This is a genomic window from Bradyrhizobium sp. 132 (genome assembly GCF_023074185.1).
In the GTDB taxonomy this organism is placed as follows: Bacteria; Pseudomonadota; Alphaproteobacteria; order Rhizobiales; family Xanthobacteraceae; genus Bradyrhizobium.
The window spans coordinates 89,466-109,045 of record NZ_JADPKY010000024.1 but is presented as its reverse complement, the minus strand read 5'-3'; the positions used below and the strand labels follow the sequence as shown (position 1 = coordinate 109,045).

Below are 19,580 nucleotides of genomic sequence, written 5' to 3'. Positions count from 1 at the left end.
ACCGACATGAAGAATTATCTCGCATTTTTTCTAATTCTGGGGGTGACGGCAGCCTCCGCGCACGCTCCGTTGCCGATGCTGCCGGCCGCGCCGTCCGATCTCGTCCGGGTGGGCCTCACCGACAACGACACGAGCGCCGGTGGCACCGCGCGGCTGTGCGAGCAGGTCACCTTCTCGCGCGGCCTGCGCTACGGCGAGAGCGAAGCCAATGTGCTCGATATCGCCACCAGCACGGCCAAAGCGGATACCCCGCGGCCGGTGCTGCTGTTCGTGGCCGGCGACACCTTCACCGGCGACCACGCCGCGCCGGAGCTGTCGCGCCAGATCCAGGACCAGGCCATGTGCTTTGCCGCGCGTAACGACATGATCGGCGTGCGCGTCAGCTACCGGCTGGCGCCCTCGGCGACCTGGCCCACCGGGGCGACCGATGTGGCGGCGGCGCTGTCCTGGATCCACGGCAATATCGACCTGTTCAATGGCGATGCCCGCGAGATCGTCGCGGTGGGCTACGGCGCCGGCGCCTTCCATGTCGCCACCCTGCTGGCCCATCCCGAGTTCCAGACCGACCGCGCCGATGTCGCGGCGGTCGTGCTGGTGTCCGGGGTCTATCGCGCGGGCAAGGACGCGAGCGACAGTGAGAAGGCTTATCTTGGCAGCGACGCCAGCCAATACAACAAGCGCTCGGTCTTCCCCGGCATCCTCAATGTCGAGGTGCCGATCGTGCTGGCCTGGGCCGCGGACGATTCCGCCGGGCTCGTGGCACAGGGCGAGACCCTGAAGAAGACGCTCTGCGGCGCCGGCCATTGTCCGCGGGCCACACTGCTGCGCAGCCGCGACGGCATCGCGAGCGCCTTCGGCCTCGATGGCTCCGGCGACAGCCTCGCCGAGCCGACGCTGCTGCTGGTGCATCAACTCGAGGCGCGCGGGTTGCCGTAGCGGCACCCCGCTATCAGCGTCAGCGAGGCTGCCGTGTGGCTCCGAGCGCGCCGCGCACGGTCGAACGGAGCCATCAGGCCACACGATCGACAAACGCTTGACCTAGATCAAGCGGCCCTGGTGCAAATTGAGCCGACCTCGATCAGGGCCAACGTCAAGGTATCGAGCATGCGCGTCTCCGGCAGGATGCTGTTCGTGTTGATGGTTGCCCTGGCATCGCTCGGGGCGATGTCCCAAGAGCGCGCCGATCAATCCACCGTCGATAACGAAATCCGCATCGGCAACGTCATGCCGTATTCAGGACCGCTCTCCGAATTCGGCGCCATCGGCCAGGCGGAAGCCGCCTATTTCGACATGGTCAACGCGCGTGGCGGCATCAACGGCCGCAAGATCCGCTTCATCACCCGCGACGACAATTCCGATCCGGCGACCGCGCTGGAGCTGACCCGCAATCTGGTCGAGACGGACGACGTGCACCTGATGTTCGGCTCGTTCGGCACGCCCGGCAATCTCGCCACGCGCTGGTATCTCAACGAGAAGAAGATCCCGCAGCTGTTCGTCGCGTCCGGCGACGAGGAGCTGAGCCAGGCCAAGGCGTTTCCCTGGACCATGGGCTGGCAGCCGCCGTTCCGGTCGGAGGGGCGCATCTATGCCAACTACATCCAAGCCTATTATCCGCGGAAGAAGATCGTAGTGCTCTGGCAGAACGACCAGTTCGGGCGTTCGCTCCTCAAGGGCATCGAGGAAGGTCTTGGCGATCTGAACCGTCTCATCCTCGTCGACATCGCCTTCGACATTGCCGACGAGCATCTCGACGGACACGTCTCGATCCTCAAACGCGCCGGCGCCGATGTTTTCGTCTTTCTCGGCGTGCCGTCGACGGCGTCCAAGGTGATCAAGCTGGCGGCGTCACTGAAATGGCGCCCGGTCTTCATCGTCAACGACGCCTCCGCCTCGATCGCCAACGCGATGGCGCCCGCGGGCCTGGAGAATTCGGCCGGCGTGATCTCGGCGGCCTTTCTGAAAGATCCAAGCGATCCCGCGTGGAAAGACGATCCTGCCATGAAGGACTGGTTCGCCTTTATGGACAAGTACCATCACGTCGAAAGCACCAACAACAGCGCGGCGCTCTATGGCTACGCCGCGGCCGAGACACTGACGCAGGTGCTGAAGCAATGCGGCGACGACTTCTCGCGCGAGAACATCATGCGTCAGGCAGCTTCGCTCAAGAGTTATCAGCCTTCCGTCGCGCTGCCCAACATCAGGATGAACACCTCGCCGAACAGCTATCTGCCGATCAGGCAGATGCGGCTGGTCCAGTTCGACGGCCGGTCCTGGCAACCGTTCGGCGAGGTGATCGAAACCGCATTCACGGAAGGTGCGGCGCGGTAGGCGCAACGTCAGTCTATTGTGGTCGCAGCAAGCGCCTTTTCGTTTCATGGCGAATGTTTAAGATCGGCATTGACCTGCATTCACTCCGCCCGGAGATCCTCCAAATGACCGAGACCATCCGCATCAAGCGCTTCAATGCGCGCCCCGTGATCGTGCCGATGAACCTGCCGCTCAAGACCTCGACCGGGGCTGTCGCAAAGGCGCCGCTGGTGCTGATCGACTGCGAGACCGACCAGGGCGTGCGCGGGCACGCCTATCTGTTCTCGATCACGCCCTCGGCCTTGAAGCCGCTGACGGCGATGGTCACGGAAATGTCGGACCTCGTCGCCGGCGACGAGCTGCTGCCGTTCGAGATCGAGCGCAAGCTGACCCAGCGTTTCACGCTGCTGGGGCTCGCCGGCCTGCAGCGGATGGCACAATCCGGCATCGACATGGCCGCATGGGACGCGCTGGCGCGCGCACGCAGCCTGCCGCTGGCGCGGCTGCTCGGCGGGGCGCCGAAACCGGTCAGAGCCTACAATTCGAAGGGCCTCGGCATCATGCCGGCGGGTGCCGCGGTGGAGGAAGCTCACAAGCTGCTGGCCGAGGGCTTTCAGGCCGCAAAGATCCGCGTCGGCCGCCCCGATGCGCGGGAAGACCTGAATGTGGTGCGCGCCGTGCGCGAGGCGGTCGGCGACGACGTGACGCTGATGTGCGACTACAATCAGGCGCTGACGGTCACCGAGGCCATCCGCCGCGGCGAGATGCTCGACGATGAGGGGCTGACCTGGATCGAGGAGCCGATCCGTCACGACGACTATTCCGGCTGCGCCCGTATCGCGGATGCGCTGCGCACCCCGGTCCAGATCGGCGAGAATTTTGACAGCGCGTTCGCGATGCAGTCCGCGCTGTCGGCGGAAGCCTGCGACTACGTGATGCCCGACGTGCAGCGCATCGGCGGCGTCACGGGCTGGCTGCGCGCCGCGGCGCTCGCGCATGCCGCCGGCAGCGAGATGTCGACGCATCTGTTCTCGGAAGTCAGCGCGCATTTGCTTTGCGTGACGCCGACCGCGCATTGGCTGGAATATGTCGACTGGGCCGACGCGGTGCTGGCGACGCGGTTGCAGATCAAGGACGGCTTTGCGCTGCCGAGCGAGGAGTCCGGCAACGGCATTGCGTGGGACGAGGCGGCGGTGAGGAAGTATCTGATTGATTAATCGACACGGTTCCTTGTGGCCATCCTTCGAGACGCCCGCTTTTAGCGGGCTCCTCAGGATGAGGTCCTGTTGCGCGGCGAGACCGTAGACCCTCCGGCAAGGCTGTAGACCCTCATGGTGAGGAGCGCCGCTTACGGCGCGTCTCGAACCATGAAGGCCGAGCACTCTCGCAGCCTCGCCATATACGTTAGGCCTGCCGGGACCGGGCGAGGGAGTGCCGTCAACGCACCGCCGCGTTCAAATCCATCGTCTCCAGCAGGCTGTTCTGGCGCCAGTCGATAAAGGCATCCTTGAGACGGCTGATGATTCCGGCATGCTCAGGCATACCCCAGAGATTGCGCTGTTCAAGCGGATCGCGCTCGAGATCGAACAACTGCCCGTCCTCGGCGCCGTGGATGAACACGACCTTCCAGCGGTCATCGCGCACCATCGTGATCAGCCGCGCGCCGGTCATGGCGACGTCGCCGGCTTGCTCGCTGAACACGAACTCGCGGCCACTCCATTCCTCGCCCTTCAGCGCCGGCAGCAAGCTGCGGGCCTGGAACGGCTTTGGATGCTGCGCGCCGGCAAGATCGAGGATGGTCGGGCCCAGATCGAACAGCTGGCACTTTTCCTGAATCCGTCGCCCGTCGGAAGGAAGGCTGGGTGACCAGAACAGCAGCGGGACGCGGGTGACGGGCTCGTACATCGACCATTTCTGGCTGAGACCGTGTTCGCCGAGATTGTCACCGTGGTCCGACATGAAGACAACGACGCAATTGTCAAGGTAGCCCTTGTTTTCCAGCACCTCGATCAGGCGGCCGATCTGCTCGTCGATCATGGTGACGTTGGCATAGTAATGCGCGCGCAGGCGCCGCATCTCTTCGTGCGTCGGCGCCAGCTTCCATGACACCGCGTCGTGGTCGACCTCGGTGTCATGGCGCCGCTTCTCCTTCAGATACGCCGGAAGCCCCTCGATCTCGGCCTCGGTCGGCTGCGGCACTGGAAGGTCGTTGCGCGCGAGATAATGCTCCAGATATTCCGGCAAGGGGTCATAGGGCGGGTGCGGTCCGGGCAGGCCGATCTGCATGAACAGCGCTTCCGGCTTGGGGCGGGTCTCCAGCCACCACATCGCGGTCTCGGCGACAAAAATGTCCGGATGCAGCGACTTCGGCATCTCCCAGGTGAACGCGCCCATCCGGTCGCCATAATCCGGCAGGCTGCGATAGCCGGCGCGCGACGGCTTTGTCAGCTTGTGCGTGGCGAAGGCCTTGTCGAGCTCGTCGGCGAACCAGCGTCCCTCCAAAAAGCGATCCTTGTTCTCGACCACGAAGCGTTCGTGAAAGCCGGCCTTGGCGTCATAGGGGATCGTGTGCATCTTGCCGACATTGACGCAGTGATAGCCGGCTTCCGCCAGATTGCTGACCCAGGTCTTCTGCCAGTGTTGCCCGTTCTTCAGGACGCCCGAGGCGTGCGGATAGAGACCGGAGAACAATGCCGCGCGCGAGGGAACGCAGCTCGGCGCATTGATGAAGCAATTATCGAAATAGATACCTTCACGCACCAGACGATCGAGATTCGGCGTCTTCATGTAGGGATGGCCCGTCGCCGCGATCGTGTCGAAGCGTTGCTGGTCGGTCATGACCAGGACGATGTGGGGCTTTGTCACGATTGTTTTGTCCTACGCGGCATTGGGAGAGGAGAAAATATGTCTGACATAATAATTCTTGTCAAACTGCCCTCGGCTGGATTATCCTTCAGAACGGCCGCATTTATGCCGGTCATTTCTTCGCAGCCGCAATATATCAGACATTAAACCCAGCAGAGCCGGATCAACGTGGCAAAGGCCGACAGCAAGGACAGTCAGCAATCAAGCGGTCACGTCGCCCGCGAGGTGGCGCGGCTGATCCTCACCGGCGTGTGGCGCGAAGGCGCGACCCTGCCGCGCGAGATCGAGCTTGCGTCGCGCTTCGGCGTCAGCCGCGCATCGATGCGCGAATCGCTTTCGCTCCTGAAGGCGAAGGGGCTGATCGCCTCGAAGCAGAAGGCCGGCACGCATGTGCGCACGCGCTTCGACTGGAACATGCTCGACGCGGAACTGCTGAACTGGACCTTGACGGCGTTGCCGACGCAGGAGTTTGCCAAGCAGATCATGGAGATCCGCAGGATCGTCGAGCCCGAGGCCTGCGCGATTTGCGCGACGCGCGGCACGGACGAAGACTTTGCCAGGATCGAGCGGGCCTATCGCGGCATGGACGCTGCCGGAATGGACCGCGTCGCCTATGCCGAGCCCGACTTGCAGTTTCACCGCGGCATTCTCATCGCCACGGGCAATGACTTTCTGATTGCCTTTGGCGCCACGGTCGCAGCCGCACTGCGGATGTCGTTCAACTTGTCGAGCACCAATCCGGGCGCGCCGCGCAAGAGCCTGCCCTATCATCGCGCGGTGCTTGAGGAAATCTGGGCGCGCAATCCCGACGGCGCGCGTCAGGCCATGCACAAGCTGATGGATCTCACCGAACAGAACATCGTCTCGGCCATGTCGCGCCAGAAGAAAAAGGACACCGAGGACGAGAAGGCCCGCACCAGACGGGCGCGTTGAAACCGGCATACAATATTGAGGGAGATCAAGATGAAGAACGCATCGCGCGCGAGTTCGCTCACCCGCCGTAAACTGCTCAAGGCCAGTGCCGCGACCGCGGCGCTAGCCGCGTTCCCCGCGCCGCTGATCGCGCAGACAAAACCGTTTGCCGGCGTGACGCTGCACGGCGCCTCGTTCCAGCACCGCTTCTTCACGCTGCTGCAAAAATACATCCCCGAATTCGAGGAGCAGACCGGCATGAAGGTCGACCTGCAGCTCTCGGCCTTCCCGGTCTACAACCAGCAGGCCAATCTCGAACTGTCCTCGGGCGGCTCGGCCTACGACTTCGTCAACGTCACCTTCATCCTCGCTGCGCGCTGGGTCGCTGCGGGGCTGCTCGCCGATCTCAACGAATTCACCGGCGATCCCAATTTGACGCCCGCCGAGTGGAATCCCAAGGACTTCGTCGAAGGCGCGCAGGTGCCCTATCGCGACGCCAGGGGCGGCACCTATGGCTATTCCTGGGAAGGCGGCGCGATGCTGATGGGGCTGTCGCGCATGGACCTGATGGAAAAGAAGGGACTGAAGATCCCCAAGACGTTCGCCGAGCTCCAGCAGGTCTGCGCCGAGATCAACGGCACCGATGGCGTCAGCGGCATCACATCCTTCCAGCTTCATCACTGGAACCTGCCGCCCTACATCCAGGGCTTTGGCGGCGACATCTTCCGCAAGCCGCCGGGCGACATCATGCCGGCGCTGAACACGCCGGAGACCATTCAAGGCATCGAGTTCTACGCGAACCTGTTGAAGAACGCGCCGAAAGGCGTGCTCACCTATACCGAGGACCAGGCGCGGCAGTCGCTGCTCACGGGACGTTCCAACATCTTCATCCATTCCAGCTCCTGGGTGACGCCGATCCTGCTCTCCGACGAGAGCAAGGTGAAGGAGACTTCGCGCGTGGTGCGCTCGCCCGCCGGTCCCGTGCATGATTATCCGGCGTCGAATAGCCAGGGGCTCGGCATTCCCAAGAACGCCAAGAACAAGAAGGCCGCGTGGGAATTCATCAAATGGGCGCTCTCGCCCGACATCTCGATGCGGCTGGTGAAGGAGCACGGTCATTCCTCGGTGTGCCGGCGCTCGATCATCACCAGCGAGGCCTATCGCAAGCTCAACACGGTGAACGGCCAGGACCTCGGCGCGCTCTATCTCGAAGTGCTGGAGCTGCCGGCCAAGGGCGAGAACTACATGGCCTATCGCACCGTGAAGGAATTCCCGATCGTGGGCGACGTCCTCAACAAGGCGTTCGAGCAGGTCGCGACCGGCCAGCTGCCGGCAAAGGACGCGATGAACGCGGCGCAGGACCAGGCTATCGCCGCACTGCGCCGTTCCGGGACGCAGCTTTGAGCGAGAGTGGAATTGACGGAGAGCGCCGCAGGTTCATCGCCTTCGCGCTCACGCCGAGCCTGATCGTGCTGTTCGCGATCGCCGTGCTGCCGGCGATCTATCTCGTCGTGACGAGCCTCACGCCGTTCCAGCTGACGATGCCGGGCTCGGCCACCGATTTCAGCGCGCCGCTCCGCAACTACGGCCTGCTACCCGGCGACCCCCGTTTCGTCAATTCGCTGTGGGTGCAGGCCAAGCTGTCTTGCTGGGGCGTGCTGTTCCAGGTGTTGTTCGGCATGCTGCTCGCGCTGCTGCTGAACGTGCCGTCGCGCCTTGTCGAGTTCGCCCGCACCTTCTTCCTGATTCCGATGGTGCTGCCGCCGATCGTGGTCGCGGTGATCTGGAAGCTGATCTACACGCCCGACATCAGCCCGCTCTATTACGCGGCACAAGCCCTGCATTTCACCATGCCGGCACTGACATCGAGCGTCGATTTCGCGCTGACCGCGATCATCATCGCCGACACCTGGGAATGGCTGCCCTTCACCTTCCTGATGGTTCTCGCGGCGCTGCAGACCATCCCGGATGAATATTCGGAAGCAGCCCTGGTCGACGGCGCCAGTACGCTGCAGATTTTCTGGTACGTCACGCTGCCCTTCATCATGCCGATCCTGGTCATATCGGGCATGTTCCGGCTGATCGACAGCGTGAAGGCGTTTCCGCTGATCTTTTTGCTGACCAGCGGCGGCCCCGGCACAGTCACTGAAGTCACCAATTACTATGCATATCTGCTCGCCTTCGACACTAACGAGATCGGCTATTCCAGCGCGGTCACGGTCGTGATGCTGCTGCTGGTCGCCGGCGTCAGCCTTGGCCTGGTCTGGATGGGACGGCGCCGGGAGGCGATGGCATGAACGCGCCCACCTCACGCAAGGCGACGCCCGGCCGGCTGGCCGCGATCATGGTGACCCTGCTCATCCTGCTCTCGCCGTTCCTCTGGTTGTTGCAGATGAGCTTCAAATCGAACGACCAGATCCTGCAATTCCCGCCACCGCTGATCTTCACGCCGACACTGGAGCACTACAGCGCGCTCTGGCACAGCGCGTTCTCAGCTTCCTTCGTCAACAGTCTGCTCAGCGCCTCGTTTTCGACCGCACTCGCGCTGCTGCTCGGCGTACCCGCCGCCTACGCGTTGTCGCGCTGGGCCGGACGCGGCAAGCACGCGCTCTCCTTTGCGATCCTGGTCACGCGCATGGCGCCCCCGATTGCGTTCACGATCCCGTTCTTCCTGTTCTACCGCTGGATCGGCCTGCTCGACACTATCACCGGCCTGGTGCTGGTTTATACCAGCTTCAACCTGCCGCTGGTCATCTGGATGATGCAGCCGTTCTTCGACACCATCCCGGTCTCTCTGGAGGAAGCAGCGCTCGTCGATGGCGCAAGGACCCGGACGATTTTCACCAAGATCGTGCTGCCGATGGTGACGCCGGGGATCGCGGCGACCGCGATCCTGTGCTTCCTCTACGCTTGGAACGATTTCTTCTTCGCGCTGATCCTGACCCGGACCAATGCGCGCACGGCCCCCGTCGCCGTCGTCAACTTCATGAACTACGAAGGCTGGGAATGGGGCAAGATCGCCGCCGGCGGCTCGCTGGTGATGGCGCCGGTGCTGATCTTCTCGCTTGCCGTGCGCCGCTATCTCGTCAGCGGGCTCACGGCCGGCGCGGTCAAGGGATGAGGTCATGAAGCTTCCGACCGGCGCATCGCGCACCGTCTTCATCTTCGCCCATCCCGCCGGTCATGTTGGCGCGCCGCGCCATTACACGCCCTATTTCGAGCAGCAGGGCCTCGACTGGCATATGATGCCGATGGACGTCGAGCCGAAGCATCTCGCCGAGACGATCCGCGCGCTGGCAAAGTCGCCGAGCACCGCCGGCTTCAATTTGACCATGCCGCACAAGCCGGCCGCGTTCGAGCTCTGCGACGAGGTCGGGCCTGCCGCGACATTCGAGGGCGTGGTCAATACCATCCGGATCGAAGCCGATGGAAAACTCGTCGGAGAATCCTTCGACGGCGGCGGATTTCTGAACGCCGCGCGCGAGGCCGGCATCTTCGATCCCGACCGCGGCACCGTCGTGATCGGTGCCGGCGGCGCCGGCCGCGCGATCTGCCATGCCCTCGCGGCGGCAGGTGTGAGGCGCCTGCGCATCCTCAACGAGGTGCCCGGCCCGGTCGAGACGCTGGCGGCAAAGCTGCGCGGACAATTCCCTGATCTCGACATCAGTCTCGAGGAGCGCTTCGACGATTTAGGCCTGTGCGTCAATGCCACCTCGCTCGGTCTGCACGCGACCGACGCGTTGCCGATGGATCCGGCCAAGCTGCCGAAGGATTGTGCCGTGTTCGACATCATCGCCGCCCGCCGCACTGGATTCATGGAAGCCTGCGCGGCCCGTGGCCTCAAGGTCATCGACGGTGTCGCCATGATCCGGCATCAGTTGCCGCTGCAAACGGCGTTCTGGCGGGGAGCAACTGCTCCTTCCGCTCCGACATCCTGAGGCGCAAGCAGCGGGTAGTGCACCTGCAGATGCCTCTACCAAACCTCCGCGCCGGGGATTTTCTTGCGCACCGCCATGCGCTGGATCCAGATGCAGCGACGGACCGATCTATTGGAGCGGCCGACCGCGGATATTCCTTCGCCGGCCTGCAGCAGTGGCGCCACGTTTTCACGCAGCGCGCGGCAGCGCTGGAGCTCGGCCTGCCAGTCGATGATTGCTGCGTCGGCCCGCGACGCAATCAGCGACAGTACCGCCACGGCAAGACAGCTCGCTCGCATGGTCCGCATTCCCTTCACCGAGGTCCGGCCGGATGGCGCCGGTAGCGGAAATCGCAATGAGGCGCGCCTTGCATGATGGTCTGCGTCCGCGTCAGCGCGACGTCGGGACCGAACCCTTCTGCGGTCGCAAAATCGGCGGTGCAGACCAGGAGAAAGCCGAGCTCCGGCTCGTCCAGCGCCTTGTAGAACTCGGCATAGGCGCACCGCGTCACGTCGAACGCGAAGACGTCCTCGGTCTGCTCGATGACGTCATAGGCGAGCGCGTCGTCACGGGCATAGGCCCTGAACGCCGATGATACGGCCTTGCCGAGATCGGTCTCGTTCCTGGCTTTCCAGAATTCCTCGCCGTAGCCGCGATAGAGATTGCCGAGCGTGGTGCGCACCAGCGCGTTGGCGCGCGCCTCGCCGAGTTCGGCCTGGAGCGCCTTCACCAGCGGCACCAGGACTTGCGCCTGAATCTTTGCCTGTTCGATGACGGAAACGCTCATGGGCGGCCTCGTATCTGAGGCCACATCGTAGCCCGGATCGGACGAAGCGTAATCGGGGTTTCGTGCCGGATGACGAGATTTCCGGATCTCGTGAAGCGTAGTCCGGGCTGCGCGGGCCGCACACGTTCGGTTGTTTGGACTTGGCCGATGCCCGCTGGGCTTCGGCAAGGCATCCTTCACTCGGTACCGCGAGCGAAGGATGGTGGGCGCGACAGGGATCGAACCTGTGACCCCTACCATGTCAAGGTAGTGCTCTCCCGCTGAGCTACGCGCCCTAGATGTCGTCTAGATCGGGTCGGGACCCTATAACGGCTCAGGAGAGCCGGTGCAAGGACGGAAGGGGGCCGATTTAGGCCGCCAGCATCTTGTTCACTTCGCTGACCAATTCGCGCAAATGCACGGGCTTGGACAGCACCTTCGCGTTCTTGGGGGCGTCCGAATCCGAGTTCAGGGCGACCGCGGCGAAGCCAGTGATGAACATGATCTTGATGTCGGGGTCGAGTTCCGAAGCCCGGCGGGCGAGCTCGATGCCGTCCATCTCCGGCATCACGATGTCGGTGAGCAGCATTTCGAACGGCTCTTCCCGGAGCCGCTGATAGGCGGCCATGCCGTTGTCGTGGGACGAGACCTGAAAACCGGCGTTTTCCAGCGCCTTGACCAGGAAACGGCGCATGTCGTTGTCGTCTTCGGCGAGCAGGATTTTTGGCATGGCTGGAACGTCGAATCCCCAAGACAATTACAAGGCATCAGCAGAGGTCACTAAGCCCGACAGAGGGTAAATTTCGGGTGAAAATCTTTACCCTAGCCCGACCGCGCGGCCCCCTTGTGAACCCGAATGCGGCTCGAAGCAATCAAGTCGCGTTGGTCGATCCCCATCTCGATGCCCGCAGGGTTAAGACATGTTCCAGCGCAGATGACATCTTTTCGCTTGGCAGGATGGTTGCGATTCCGGACAATGACGACACATAACAGCCGCTCGATCGGCCGAATCAATTCGATCTGGCCCCTTTTCCGGATCCTGCGGCGCCAAGGGACGAAGCCTGAGAACAAGGGACGAAGCCTAAGAAGATGACCCGGTTTGACGGCGACATGTCGCCAGCGTTCGAGATCGTGGAGCCCGCGCAATGGCGCGCGCCTGTCATCTTCAACTCGCCCCATTCCGGCTCGACCTATCCGGACGAATTCCTCGCGGCATCGCGGATCGACCTGCCGCAGCTGCGGCGGTCCGAAGACTCTTTCATGGACGAGCTGATCGCCCAACTGAGCGAGCGCGGCTTTCCGACCGTGCGGGTCAACTTTCCGCGCTCCTATGTCGACGTCAATCGCGAGCCCTATGAGCTTGATCCCCGGATGTTCACCGGGCGCCTGCCGAGCTTCGCCAATACCCGCTCGATGCGGGTTGCCGGAGGGCTCGGCACCATTCCGCGCGTGGTCGGCGACGGCCAGGAGATCTATCGCGACCGCATCCTGGTTGAAGATGCGCTGGCGCGGATCGAGACTCTCTACAAGCCCTACCATCGCGCGCTGCGCCGGCTGATCAACAAGGTGCACCAGATGTTCGGCACCGTGGTGCTGGTCGACTGCCACTCGATGCCCTCGGTCGGCGTCTCCCGCGACGAGCCACGGCGGCCCGACATCGTGATCGGCGACCGCTACGGCACGAGCTGCACGCCGCTCCTGCCCGACAGGGTCGAGGAGACCATGACCGGACTCGGCTATTCGATCGGCCGCAACAAGCCCTATGCGGGCGGCTTCATCACCGAGCATTACGGCAACCCGGCCAGCGGCCTGCACGCCGTGCAGCTCGAACTCAACCGCGCGATCTACATGGACGAGCGGCGGCGCGAGCGCAGTCCGCGTTTTGCGCAAGTGGCGACGGACTTCGGCGTGCTCGCCGACGTGCTGGCGACCACGATCCCGTTCGGCGATCTCGGCCCGTTCCAGGCCGCGGCCGAATAGGCGCGACGTTTTCTTCGAACGATTGTGTTGGGTGCGATCAAGCGCGAACGCGTTTCGCGGCGCGCATTGAAATGAAAGCCAAGGGCTGAAAGAAATTAGAGGCTGAAAGAAAAAAGGGCCGCTTCTGATGAAGAAGCGGCCCAAGTCTAGGGAGGAAACGCCCAAGGAGGGCAGCAGTAACGCGAGAAGCGCTACCGCACCGCAACAATATGCGGCCGCGACGCACAAAGTGCAAGGGCTTTCGAGCGGTTTCCCATGCAATGAGGACATAGCTCGGTTGCTTCTAGAGAAACCCAGATTCAGTTCCTTTGATAAGGAAATTCAATGGGTTGATAGTCATTTGCATACGAACGAGGCAGATCCGGAACTAAGGTTTCAACTCAATGATCGATATTTGCCCAGTGAGTGGTCTTTGCCGAGGCGAACGCTTCCGGCATCCAAAATACCAGGGTGCGAAAGCAAGACAGCGCTGCACGATCCCTCCGATTTGAGCTAGGCAGGAGTGAGCTTCACCCGACTTTCGTTTTGAGGATGCGCCGTGACGGTGATCGACTTCTCCGCCTTCATCGAACGGCTCGCCACCGTCTCCGGCGAAACCATCCTGCCGTTCTTCCGCACTTCCCTATCGATCGACGACAAGAGCAAGACCAAGGATTTCGACCCCGTGACAGAGGCCGACCGCGCCGCGGAGGCGGTGATGCGGCGGCTGATCAAGGCCAGCTTCCCCCAGCACGGCATCGTCGGCGAGGAGTTCGGCAACGAGCGCGAGGACTCCGACTATGTCTGGGTGCTCGACCCTATCGACGGCACCAAATCCTTCATTGGCGGCTTTCCGATCTGGGGCACGCTGATCGCGTTGCTGCACAAGGGCACGCCGGTCTACGGCATGATGCACCAGCCCTTCATCGGCGAACGCTTTTCCGGCGACAGCGGCTCGGCTCATTATAAGGGCCCCTCCGGCGAGCGCCGGCTCCAGGTCCGGCGATGTGCTTCGCTGTCGGAAGCGACGACCTACACCACCAGCCCGCTGCTGATGAACGAGCGCGACCGCGCCATCTTCGGCCGCATCGAGAAGGGCGCACGTCTCTCGCGCTATGGCGGCGACTGCTACTCCTATTGCATGCTGGCCGCAGGTCACGTCGATCTCGTGGTCGAAACCGAGTTGAAGCCTTACGATATCGCGGCCCTGATCCCGATCGTGACCGGCGCCGGCGGCGTCGTCACCACCTGGGAAGGCAAGCCCGCGCAGGGCGGCGGCCGCATCATCGCGGCCGGTGACGCCAGGGTTCACGAAGAAGCACTGAAACTGCTCAACGGATAGGCCGCACAAGGAGCCTGCATGACGAACCGGCGTACGCTCCTTCTCGCAACCCTGCTTCTGTTTCCGACGCTCGTCTCCGCGCAGAATTACCCGGCCAAGCCGGTCAAGCTGATCGTGCCGTTCCCGGCCGGCGGCCCCAACGACATCATCGCGCGGGTGATCGGTCAGCGCATGTCGGAGCTGTCGGGCCAGCCGGTGCTGATCGACAATCGCGGCGGCCAGGGCGGCGTGCTCGGCACCGATTCCGTCTCCAAGGCTGCGCCTGACGGTTACACCATCGCGATCTCCAGCGCCGGCGCGCTGGCGATTAGCCCGAGCATGGAGCGGGTCGCATACGATACGCTCAACGACCTCACGCCGGTGACGTTGGTCGCAACCGTTCCGGAAATGCTCGTGGTCGCCACCAATGTAGAGGCCAAAAACATCGGCGAGCTGATCGCGCTCGCCAAGGCGCAGCCCGGAAAGCTCAACTTCGCCTCCTCGGGCCCCGGCAGTCTGCCGCATCTGGCCGGCGAATTGTTCAAGCTGACGGCCAAGATCGACATCGTGCACGTGCCTTATCGCGGCGCGGCGCCGGCCGTGAACGATCTGCTCGGACAGCAGGTGCAGATGACGTTCCTGGATCTCCCCGTGCTGCTGCCGCAGGTCAAGGCCGGCGCCCTGCGGCCGATCGCGGTCGGCTCGGCCGAGCGCTCCGCCACCGCGCCCGAGGTGCCGACCACCGCGGAAGCGGGCTTTGCGGACCTGCGCATCGAGAACTGGTACGGCATGGTCGCGCCGAAGGGCACGCCGAAGGAGATCGTCGCCGCACTGCATGGTCTCGCCACGAAGGCGATGGCGGATCCCGCGGTGAAGGAGAAGCTCGCCGCCCAAGGCGCAACGCTGGTCGGCGACGAGCCGGAGCATTTTCGGCAGTTCATCGCGGACGAGACGAAGAAATGGGCGAAGGTGATCAAGGACGCCGGGGTGGAGACGGCAAAGTAGCGCAGAGTTCATACCGCCGCCGTCGCCCTCAAATGCTCCACCAGCATCTTCGCCGGCCGTGACAATGTCTTGAAGCTGCGCGCGCAGATCACGAGCCTTCGGTTGGCGAAGGCGTCGCGCAGGCGGACCATGGCGAGCGGCATCAGTTTTGCGCAGCGGCGGGCGGCGGCTTCGGGCATCAGCGCGACGCCGACATCGGCGGCGACCATCTGGCAGATTGCGTCGAAATCGCGCAGCCGCGCGCGGAAATGCGGACGCATGCCGAGCCGCGCAGCGTGCTTCGAAATATGCACTTGAAGCGCAGTGGCGCCGGTTAGCCCGACGAACTCGCAATCCCCTGCCTCATGAAAATCGATCTGGCGGCGGCCAGCGAACGGGCCGCGCTTGGAAGTCACCAGCGTCAGGCGGTCCTCGCTGAAGACGAAGCGCTCGATATGGTCGGGCAGCGCATGCTCGGCGGCGAAACCGAGATCGGCAGCACCGGCGGTGATCGCAGCCGCAATGTCGGTGCTCTCGCGCTCCTCGATGTCGATGGCGACGTCGCGATGCTCGCGCAGGAAGCCGGCGAGAGCCTTGGGCAGATGCTCCGACAGACCCGAGGTGTTGGCGAGGAAATGCACGCTCGCCCGCGCGCCGCTGGCAAAGCCGGCGAGATCGCCGCGCATGTCGTCGATCTGGTGCATGACGAGCCTCGCATGATCGAGCAGGCTCTCGCCCGCCGCGGTCAACTCGACACCGCGGCGCCCGCGCTTGAGCAGCGCGACGCCGAGCGCGTCCTCGAGCCTCTTGATGCGCGCGCTGGCCGAGGCCAGCGCCAAATGCGACCGCTCCGCGCCACGGGTGATGCTGCGCTCGTCCGCGACCGCGATGAACAGCTGAAGGTCGACGAGGTCGAAGCGCATGGCAGGTTTCTCCCCCTCAGCCTTCGTCATGAACGAAGGCACTCTCCGTAACCTCCAGATTGTGCCAGGGCGTGGCTTCGGTCAATGTGCAGATATGATCGACCCGCTCCTCATTCTCATCGCCGCCGTCTTCCTGATCGCCGGATTCGTCAAGGGCGTGGTCGGCCTCGGACTGCCGACCGTGTCCATGGGCCTGCTCGCCGTGAGCATGGCACCGAGCCGCGCGATCGCCATCGTGATCGTGCCCGCGATCGTCACCAACATCTGGCAGACCTTCGTCGGCCCCCATCTGCGTGACATCCTGAGGCGGCTGTGGCCGCTGATGATCGGCACCGTGATCGGCTGCTGGCTCAATGCCGGGGCGCTGACCGGTCCCCATGCGCGCTACGGCACGATCGTGCTCGGCGTCCTCCTGGTCATCTACGCGATCATCGGGCTGAACAAATTCCAGTTCCGGGTCGCGCCGAAGAACGAGAAATGGGTCGGCGGCGTAGTCGGGGTGATCACCGGCGTGATCTCGGCCTCGACGGGCGTGCAGGTGATCCCCTCGATGCCGTTCATGCAGGCGATCGGCATGGAGAAGGACGAGCTGGTGCAGGCGCTCGGCGTGTTCTTCACGACAGCCACTCTGGCGCTCGCCTTCAACCTCACGGCCGGAGGATTGCTGACGCCGGCCAATGCCGTGCCGGACGCGGTGGGCATGGCCATGGCCTTTGCCGGCATGTACATCGGCCAGTCGGTGCGGGCGCGGATGCCGGCCGAAGCGTTTCGCCGCTGGTTCCTGATCGCGATGATCCTGCTCGGCCTCTATCTCGCCGGCAGCGCGCTGCTGAAAGAGTTCGGGTAGAAAAGTTACCGCGTCTCCAGCATGGCGACGCGGATGCCGAGATAGATGAAGAGGCCGCCGAGCGCGCGGTTGACCCAGGCGATCGCGCCCTCGGAGGTCCGCAAGCGGTGGGCGGCCTTGGCCGCGAACGCCGCCAGCATCAGGCACCACAGCGTTCCCGTGCAGATGAAGATCAGGCCGAGCGTCAGGAAGGCGAGCGGCTTGTGCGGCGCGTCGGCTGCGACGAATTGCGGCAGGAAGGCCAGGAAGAACAGCGCGACCTTGGGATTGAGCGCGTTGGTGAAGACGCCCTGGAGGAAAACCCGCCGCAGCGAGCTCCGCACCGGCTCGTCGATGGCCGATGCCAGTACCGGGCGCGACCACAGCATCTGGAGCCCGGTCACGACGAGATAGGCCGCACCGACCAGCTTCAGGATCGAGAACGCGGTCGACGAGGCCATCAGCAGGGCCGAAAGGCCGATCGCCGCGCCCGCGACATGGAAAAAACAGCCGCAACTGATGCCGAGCGCGGCGGCGCCGCCGCCTCGCCACCCCATCTGCATGCTGCGGCCGATCACATAGACCGTATCAGGCCCCGGCGTGATGTTGAGCAGCACGCCCGACAGGACGAAAAGCCAGATTTCGTGAATGCCCAGCATCTGTGAGGTGCCTCCGCCGCCGAGCCGTCGCCTCAGGGGCCGGCTTAGTCGGTTCGCTCGTCCCCGTCCATCGCCGGGATTGCGGAGCATTTAGCTCGAATTTGCAATGCGGATCATACTTTCGCTCGGCCTCATCTGCTCTATAAAGGCAGGTTCTTGAATGCGGGATTCGAGGCGACTGCCACGGCGTGGCCGGTCCTCGATCTCTTCCAAGTCTCTTGCAAGTCTCTTGGAGCTCCGGAATATGGAAAGACGTCTGGCCGCCATCATCTGCGCCGATGTCGCCGGCTATTCGCGCATGATGGGCAGCGACGAGGCCGGCACCCATGCCGCCTTCAAGGCCCATCGCAGCGCGATCCACCCCGTCATCCTCAATCACGGCGGCCGGGTCGTGAAGAACACCGGCGACGGCTTCCTGCTGGAGTTCCCGAGCATCGTCGGCGCCACCGAAGCCGCAATCGCGATGCAGACGCTGATGGCGGAGCGTAACCATCATCTGCCAGCCGATCGTGCGATGCAGTTCCGGCTCGGCATCCATATGGGCGACGTCATCGCCGACGAGGACGAGGTCTTCGGTGACGATGTCAACATTGCCGTCCGCCTCGAATCCGTGGCCAGCCCCGGCGGCTTCGCGATATCGGCCAAAGCCTACAAGGAGGCAGGCAAGCATCTCGCCGTGCCGATGGCCGATGCCGGCAACCACCGCTTCAAGAACATCAAGGATCCGGTCGGCGTCTGGACCTGGACGCACGAGGGCGCATCGGCGCTTGCGCCCGCGCTGAAGGAGACATCCGCCCTCTCGCAGCAGTACCGGACCGCCATCGTCGGCGTGCTGCCCTTCGCCAATCTCAGCGACGCCCAGGACGAATATTTCTCCGACGGCCTGACCGAGGACTTGATCCACGCGCTGTCGCTGCAATCCTTCTATCGCGTGCTGAGCCGTAACTCGACCTTTGCCTTCAAGGGCAACAATGTCAGCACTCGCCTGATCGCGCGGGAGATCGACGCGACCTATTTGATCCAGGGTTCGGTGCGGCGCGCCGGAGCCAAGATCCGCGTGACCGCAGAGTTGATCGCGCCGGAGACCGGCGAGCAGCTCTGGACCGGCCGCTACGACCGCGACATCGGCGATCTCTTCGCGATGCAGGACGAGATTACGACGAACCTGTCCGCCGCCATCGCCACCGAGATCGTCCGGGCCGAAGCCTCGGCGCCGGCACGGCTCTCGACCGACGTGACCGCCTGGGACCGCTTCCTCAAGGGGCTGTCGCACTACTACCGGCAGACCAAGGAGGATTTGAACCTCGCCGTCGCCCTGTTCAGGGAGGCGATCGCGGTCGATCCGAAGCTGTCGATCGCGCACGCCTATCTCGCCACGATCCAGATCCAGAGCATCCAGTTCGGCTGGGTCAAGGGCACGCGGGAGATGTGGGCCGAGGCGATGAAGCTTGCCGAAACCAGCGTCCGGCTCGATCCACGCTCGTCATTTGCATTCTCGATCCTGTCCTGGACCCACGCGCTGGAGGGGCATTACGAGGCCGCGATGGACGCCGCCAAGCGTGCGGTCGCGCTCAACCCCTACGACAACGGCGCGCGCGGCGTGCTCGGCATCTGCCATTTCGTCATCGGCGAGCACCGCGAGGCGATCGAACTGTTCTCGATGGCCGCGCAGCGCGACAACAGCGATCCGCGCTACCAATGGGCCGCGCTGAATGCCTTCAGCCACTATCTGCTGGGCCAATATGACGCGACCCTGTCATGGGCCCGCGAGCAACTCTACATCAACCCGAACCACATGCAGGCGCTGGCGATCCGCGCCGCGGCGCTCGCGCAATTGGGGCGGGCGGGCGAGGCGAACGAGGCGACCCGCGTGCTCATGGGTAACTACCCGACTCTGAATGTTGACCGTCATTTGCGCAATTTCCACTGGAAGCGCCCCGAGGACCTCGCCCATTACCGCGACGGACTCTTGAATGCGGGCGTGCCGCTCGGCAAGCTGACCCTGGTCCAGAGCGACCTGAAACGCGTCGCCGAATCCTGAGGGCCAGCCGCGGCCACGCGGCAATTTCCGTCCACCTTGATTGACACGACAGTGAATTCAACCACACTTCCTTACACGCTGAAGTAGTATAATGTACTGC

General features: G+C 63.8%; 19 protein-coding genes and 1 tRNA gene. 13 read left to right on the top strand and 7 right to left on the bottom strand.

The window, feature by feature from the left end; translation table 11 throughout:
• The first annotated feature begins 6 nt into the window (after positions 1 to 6).
• From IVA74_RS02935 to IVA74_RS02925, 3 genes are all read left to right on the top strand, one after another.
• Positions 7 to 936, top strand: coding sequence for a carboxylesterase family protein (locus tag IVA74_RS02935; RefSeq protein ID WP_247339720.1), 930 nt, complete (start codon positions 7 to 9; stop codon positions 934 to 936).
• A gap of 168 nt (positions 937 to 1,104) precedes the next feature.
• On the top strand, positions 1,105 to 2,328 hold the full coding sequence (locus IVA74_RS02930) for an ABC transporter substrate-binding protein (RefSeq protein ID WP_247339817.1): 1,224 nt from the start codon (positions 1,105 to 1,107) through the stop codon (positions 2,326 to 2,328).
• Between the two features lie 104 nt (positions 2,329 to 2,432).
• Positions 2,433 to 3,524: an enolase C-terminal domain-like protein gene (locus IVA74_RS02925; protein WP_247339719.1), complete on the top strand. Its 1,092-nt coding sequence runs from the start codon at positions 2,433 to 2,435 to the stop codon at positions 3,522 to 3,524.
• 220 nt (positions 3,525 to 3,744) lie between these two features.
• Here the strand turns inward: IVA74_RS02925 and IVA74_RS02920 are convergent, their stop codons facing one another.
• Positions 3,745 to 5,172 carry a sulfatase-like hydrolase/transferase gene (locus IVA74_RS02920; RefSeq protein WP_247339718.1) on the bottom strand — a complete coding sequence of 476 codons (1,428 nt, stop codon included), beginning with the start codon at positions 5,170 to 5,172 and terminating at the stop codon, positions 3,745 to 3,747.
• A 168-nt stretch (positions 5,173 to 5,340) separates the two neighbouring features.
• On the opposite strand from IVA74_RS02920, the gene IVA74_RS41095 reads away from it, so the two are divergent.
• Genes IVA74_RS41095 through IVA74_RS02895 form a run of 5 tightly spaced genes read left to right on the top strand, consistent with a single transcriptional unit; the run spans position 5,341 to position 10,022 of the window.
• On the top strand, positions 5,341 to 6,105 hold the full coding sequence (locus tag IVA74_RS41095; RefSeq protein ID WP_247339715.1) for a FadR/GntR family transcriptional regulator: 765 nt from the start codon (positions 5,341 to 5,343) through the stop codon (positions 6,103 to 6,105).
• Between the two features lie 30 nt (positions 6,106 to 6,135).
• A complete protein-coding gene (locus tag IVA74_RS02910; protein WP_247339714.1) occupies positions 6,136 to 7,488 on the top strand; it encodes an extracellular solute-binding protein in 1,353 nt (450 codons plus the stop codon).
• Positions 7,485 to 8,381, top strand: a complete 897-nt coding sequence (locus tag IVA74_RS02905) for a sugar ABC transporter permease (protein WP_247339695.1) — start codon at positions 7,485 to 7,487, stop codon at positions 8,379 to 8,381. Before IVA74_RS02910 ends, IVA74_RS02905 begins: the two co-directional genes overlap by 4 nt.
• On the top strand, positions 8,378 to 9,205 hold the full coding sequence (locus tag IVA74_RS02900) for a carbohydrate ABC transporter permease (RefSeq protein ID WP_247339693.1): 828 nt from the start codon (positions 8,378 to 8,380) through the stop codon (positions 9,203 to 9,205). Before IVA74_RS02905 ends, IVA74_RS02900 begins: the two co-directional genes overlap by 4 nt.
• Positions 9,206 to 9,209: 4 nt before the next feature.
• Entirely contained in the window at positions 9,210 to 10,022 is an 813-nt protein-coding gene (locus tag IVA74_RS02895) for a hypothetical protein (protein ID WP_247339691.1), read from the top strand.
• Positions 10,023 to 10,057: 35 nt separating this feature from the next.
• Here the strand turns inward: IVA74_RS02895 and IVA74_RS02890 are convergent, their stop codons facing one another.
• From IVA74_RS02890 to IVA74_RS02875, 4 genes are all read right to left on the bottom strand, one after another.
• Positions 10,058 to 10,300 (bottom strand): hypothetical protein, encoded by a 243-nt coding sequence (locus IVA74_RS02890; RefSeq protein WP_247339815.1) that lies wholly within the window; start codon positions 10,298 to 10,300, stop codon positions 10,058 to 10,060.
• 14 nt (positions 10,301 to 10,314) lie between these two features.
• Positions 10,315 to 10,788 carry an L-2-amino-thiazoline-4-carboxylic acid hydrolase gene (locus IVA74_RS02885; protein WP_247339690.1) on the bottom strand — a complete coding sequence of 158 codons (474 nt, stop codon included), beginning with the start codon at positions 10,786 to 10,788 and terminating at the stop codon, positions 10,315 to 10,317.
• A gap of 200 nt (positions 10,789 to 10,988) precedes the next feature.
• Positions 10,989 to 11,063: transfer RNA gene (locus tag IVA74_RS02880), tRNA-Val, on the bottom strand.
• A gap of 74 nt (positions 11,064 to 11,137) precedes the next feature.
• Positions 11,138 to 11,497 (bottom strand): response regulator, encoded by a 360-nt coding sequence (locus IVA74_RS02875; protein WP_007597092.1) that lies wholly within the window; start codon positions 11,495 to 11,497, stop codon positions 11,138 to 11,140.
• Positions 11,498 to 11,856: 359 nt separating this feature from the next.
• On the opposite strand from IVA74_RS02875, the gene IVA74_RS02870 reads away from it, so the two are divergent.
• From IVA74_RS02870 to IVA74_RS02860, 3 genes are all read left to right on the top strand, one after another.
• Positions 11,857 to 12,747: an N-formylglutamate amidohydrolase gene (locus tag IVA74_RS02870; RefSeq protein WP_247339689.1), complete on the top strand. Its 891-nt coding sequence runs from the start codon at positions 11,857 to 11,859 to the stop codon at positions 12,745 to 12,747.
• A 538-nt stretch (positions 12,748 to 13,285) separates the two neighbouring features.
• Positions 13,286 to 14,068 (top strand): histidinol-phosphatase, encoded by a 783-nt coding sequence (gene hisN / locus IVA74_RS02865; protein WP_247339684.1) that lies wholly within the window; start codon positions 13,286 to 13,288, stop codon positions 14,066 to 14,068.
• Between the two features lie 18 nt (positions 14,069 to 14,086).
• A complete protein-coding gene (locus IVA74_RS02860) occupies positions 14,087 to 15,052 on the top strand; it encodes a tripartite tricarboxylate transporter substrate binding protein (protein WP_247339683.1) in 966 nt (321 codons plus the stop codon).
• 8 nt (positions 15,053 to 15,060) lie between these two features.
• On the opposite strand, the gene IVA74_RS02855 is transcribed toward IVA74_RS02860, so the two are convergent.
• The gene (locus IVA74_RS02855) at positions 15,061 to 15,954 is read right to left on the bottom strand and encodes a LysR family transcriptional regulator (protein ID WP_247339682.1); all 894 of its coding nucleotides are present in this window, start codon (positions 15,952 to 15,954) and stop codon (positions 15,061 to 15,063) included.
• Positions 15,955 to 16,048: 94 nt separating this feature from the next.
• Between IVA74_RS02855 and IVA74_RS02850 the strand changes: the two genes are divergently transcribed.
• Positions 16,049 to 16,801, top strand: coding sequence for a sulfite exporter TauE/SafE family protein (locus tag IVA74_RS02850; protein WP_247339680.1), 753 nt, complete (start codon positions 16,049 to 16,051; stop codon positions 16,799 to 16,801).
• Positions 16,802 to 16,806: 5 nt separating this feature from the next.
• Here the strand turns inward: IVA74_RS02850 and IVA74_RS02845 are convergent, their stop codons facing one another.
• Positions 16,807 to 17,439 (bottom strand): LysE family translocator, encoded by a 633-nt coding sequence (locus IVA74_RS02845; RefSeq protein ID WP_247339679.1) that lies wholly within the window; start codon positions 17,437 to 17,439, stop codon positions 16,807 to 16,809.
• A gap of 244 nt (positions 17,440 to 17,683) precedes the next feature.
• Between IVA74_RS02845 and IVA74_RS02840 the strand changes: the two genes are divergently transcribed.
• Positions 17,684 to 19,480 (top strand): adenylate/guanylate cyclase domain-containing protein, encoded by a 1,797-nt coding sequence (locus tag IVA74_RS02840; protein ID WP_247339678.1) that lies wholly within the window; start codon positions 17,684 to 17,686, stop codon positions 19,478 to 19,480.
• The last annotated feature ends 100 nt before the right edge of the window (positions 19,481 to 19,580 follow it).

Bases quoted from the DNA above. Each gene is read 5' to 3' on its own strand.
- IVA74_RS02935 (WP_247339720.1), top strand. From the start codon at position 7: ATGAAGAATTATCTCGCATTTTTTCTAATTCTGGGGGTGACGGCAGCC.
- IVA74_RS02930 (WP_247339817.1), top strand. From the start codon at position 1,105: ATGCGCGTCTCCGGCAGGATGCTGTTCGTGTTGATGGTTGCCCTGGCA.
- IVA74_RS02925 (WP_247339719.1), top strand. From the start codon at position 2,433: ATGACCGAGACCATCCGCATCAAGCGCTTCAATGCGCGCCCCGTGATC.
- IVA74_RS02910 (WP_247339714.1), top strand. From the start codon at position 6,136: ATGAAGAACGCATCGCGCGCGAGTTCGCTCACCCGCCGTAAACTGCTC.
- IVA74_RS02900 (WP_247339693.1), top strand. From the start codon at position 8,378: ATGAACGCGCCCACCTCACGCAAGGCGACGCCCGGCCGGCTGGCCGCG.
- IVA74_RS02895 (WP_247339691.1), top strand. From the start codon at position 9,210: ATGAAGCTTCCGACCGGCGCATCGCGCACCGTCTTCATCTTCGCCCAT.
- IVA74_RS02890 (WP_247339815.1), bottom strand. From the start codon at position 10,300: ATGCGAGCGAGCTGTCTTGCCGTGGCGGTACTGTCGCTGATTGCGTCG.
- IVA74_RS02885 (WP_247339690.1), bottom strand. From the start codon at position 10,788: ATGAGCGTTTCCGTCATCGAACAGGCAAAGATTCAGGCGCAAGTCCTG.
- IVA74_RS02875 (WP_007597092.1), bottom strand. From the start codon at position 11,497: ATGCCAAAAATCCTGCTCGCCGAAGACGACAACGACATGCGCCGTTTC.
- IVA74_RS02870 (WP_247339689.1), top strand. From the start codon at position 11,857: ATGACCCGGTTTGACGGCGACATGTCGCCAGCGTTCGAGATCGTGGAG.
- IVA74_RS02860 (WP_247339683.1), top strand. From the start codon at position 14,087: ATGACGAACCGGCGTACGCTCCTTCTCGCAACCCTGCTTCTGTTTCCG.
- IVA74_RS02855 (WP_247339682.1), bottom strand. From the start codon at position 15,954: ATGCGCTTCGACCTCGTCGACCTTCAGCTGTTCATCGCGGTCGCGGAC.
- IVA74_RS02850 (WP_247339680.1), top strand. From the start codon at position 16,049: ATGATCGACCCGCTCCTCATTCTCATCGCCGCCGTCTTCCTGATCGCC.
- IVA74_RS02845 (WP_247339679.1), bottom strand. From the start codon at position 17,439: ATGCTGGGCATTCACGAAATCTGGCTTTTCGTCCTGTCGGGCGTGCTG.
- IVA74_RS02840 (WP_247339678.1), top strand. From the start codon at position 17,684: ATGGAAAGACGTCTGGCCGCCATCATCTGCGCCGATGTCGCCGGCTAT.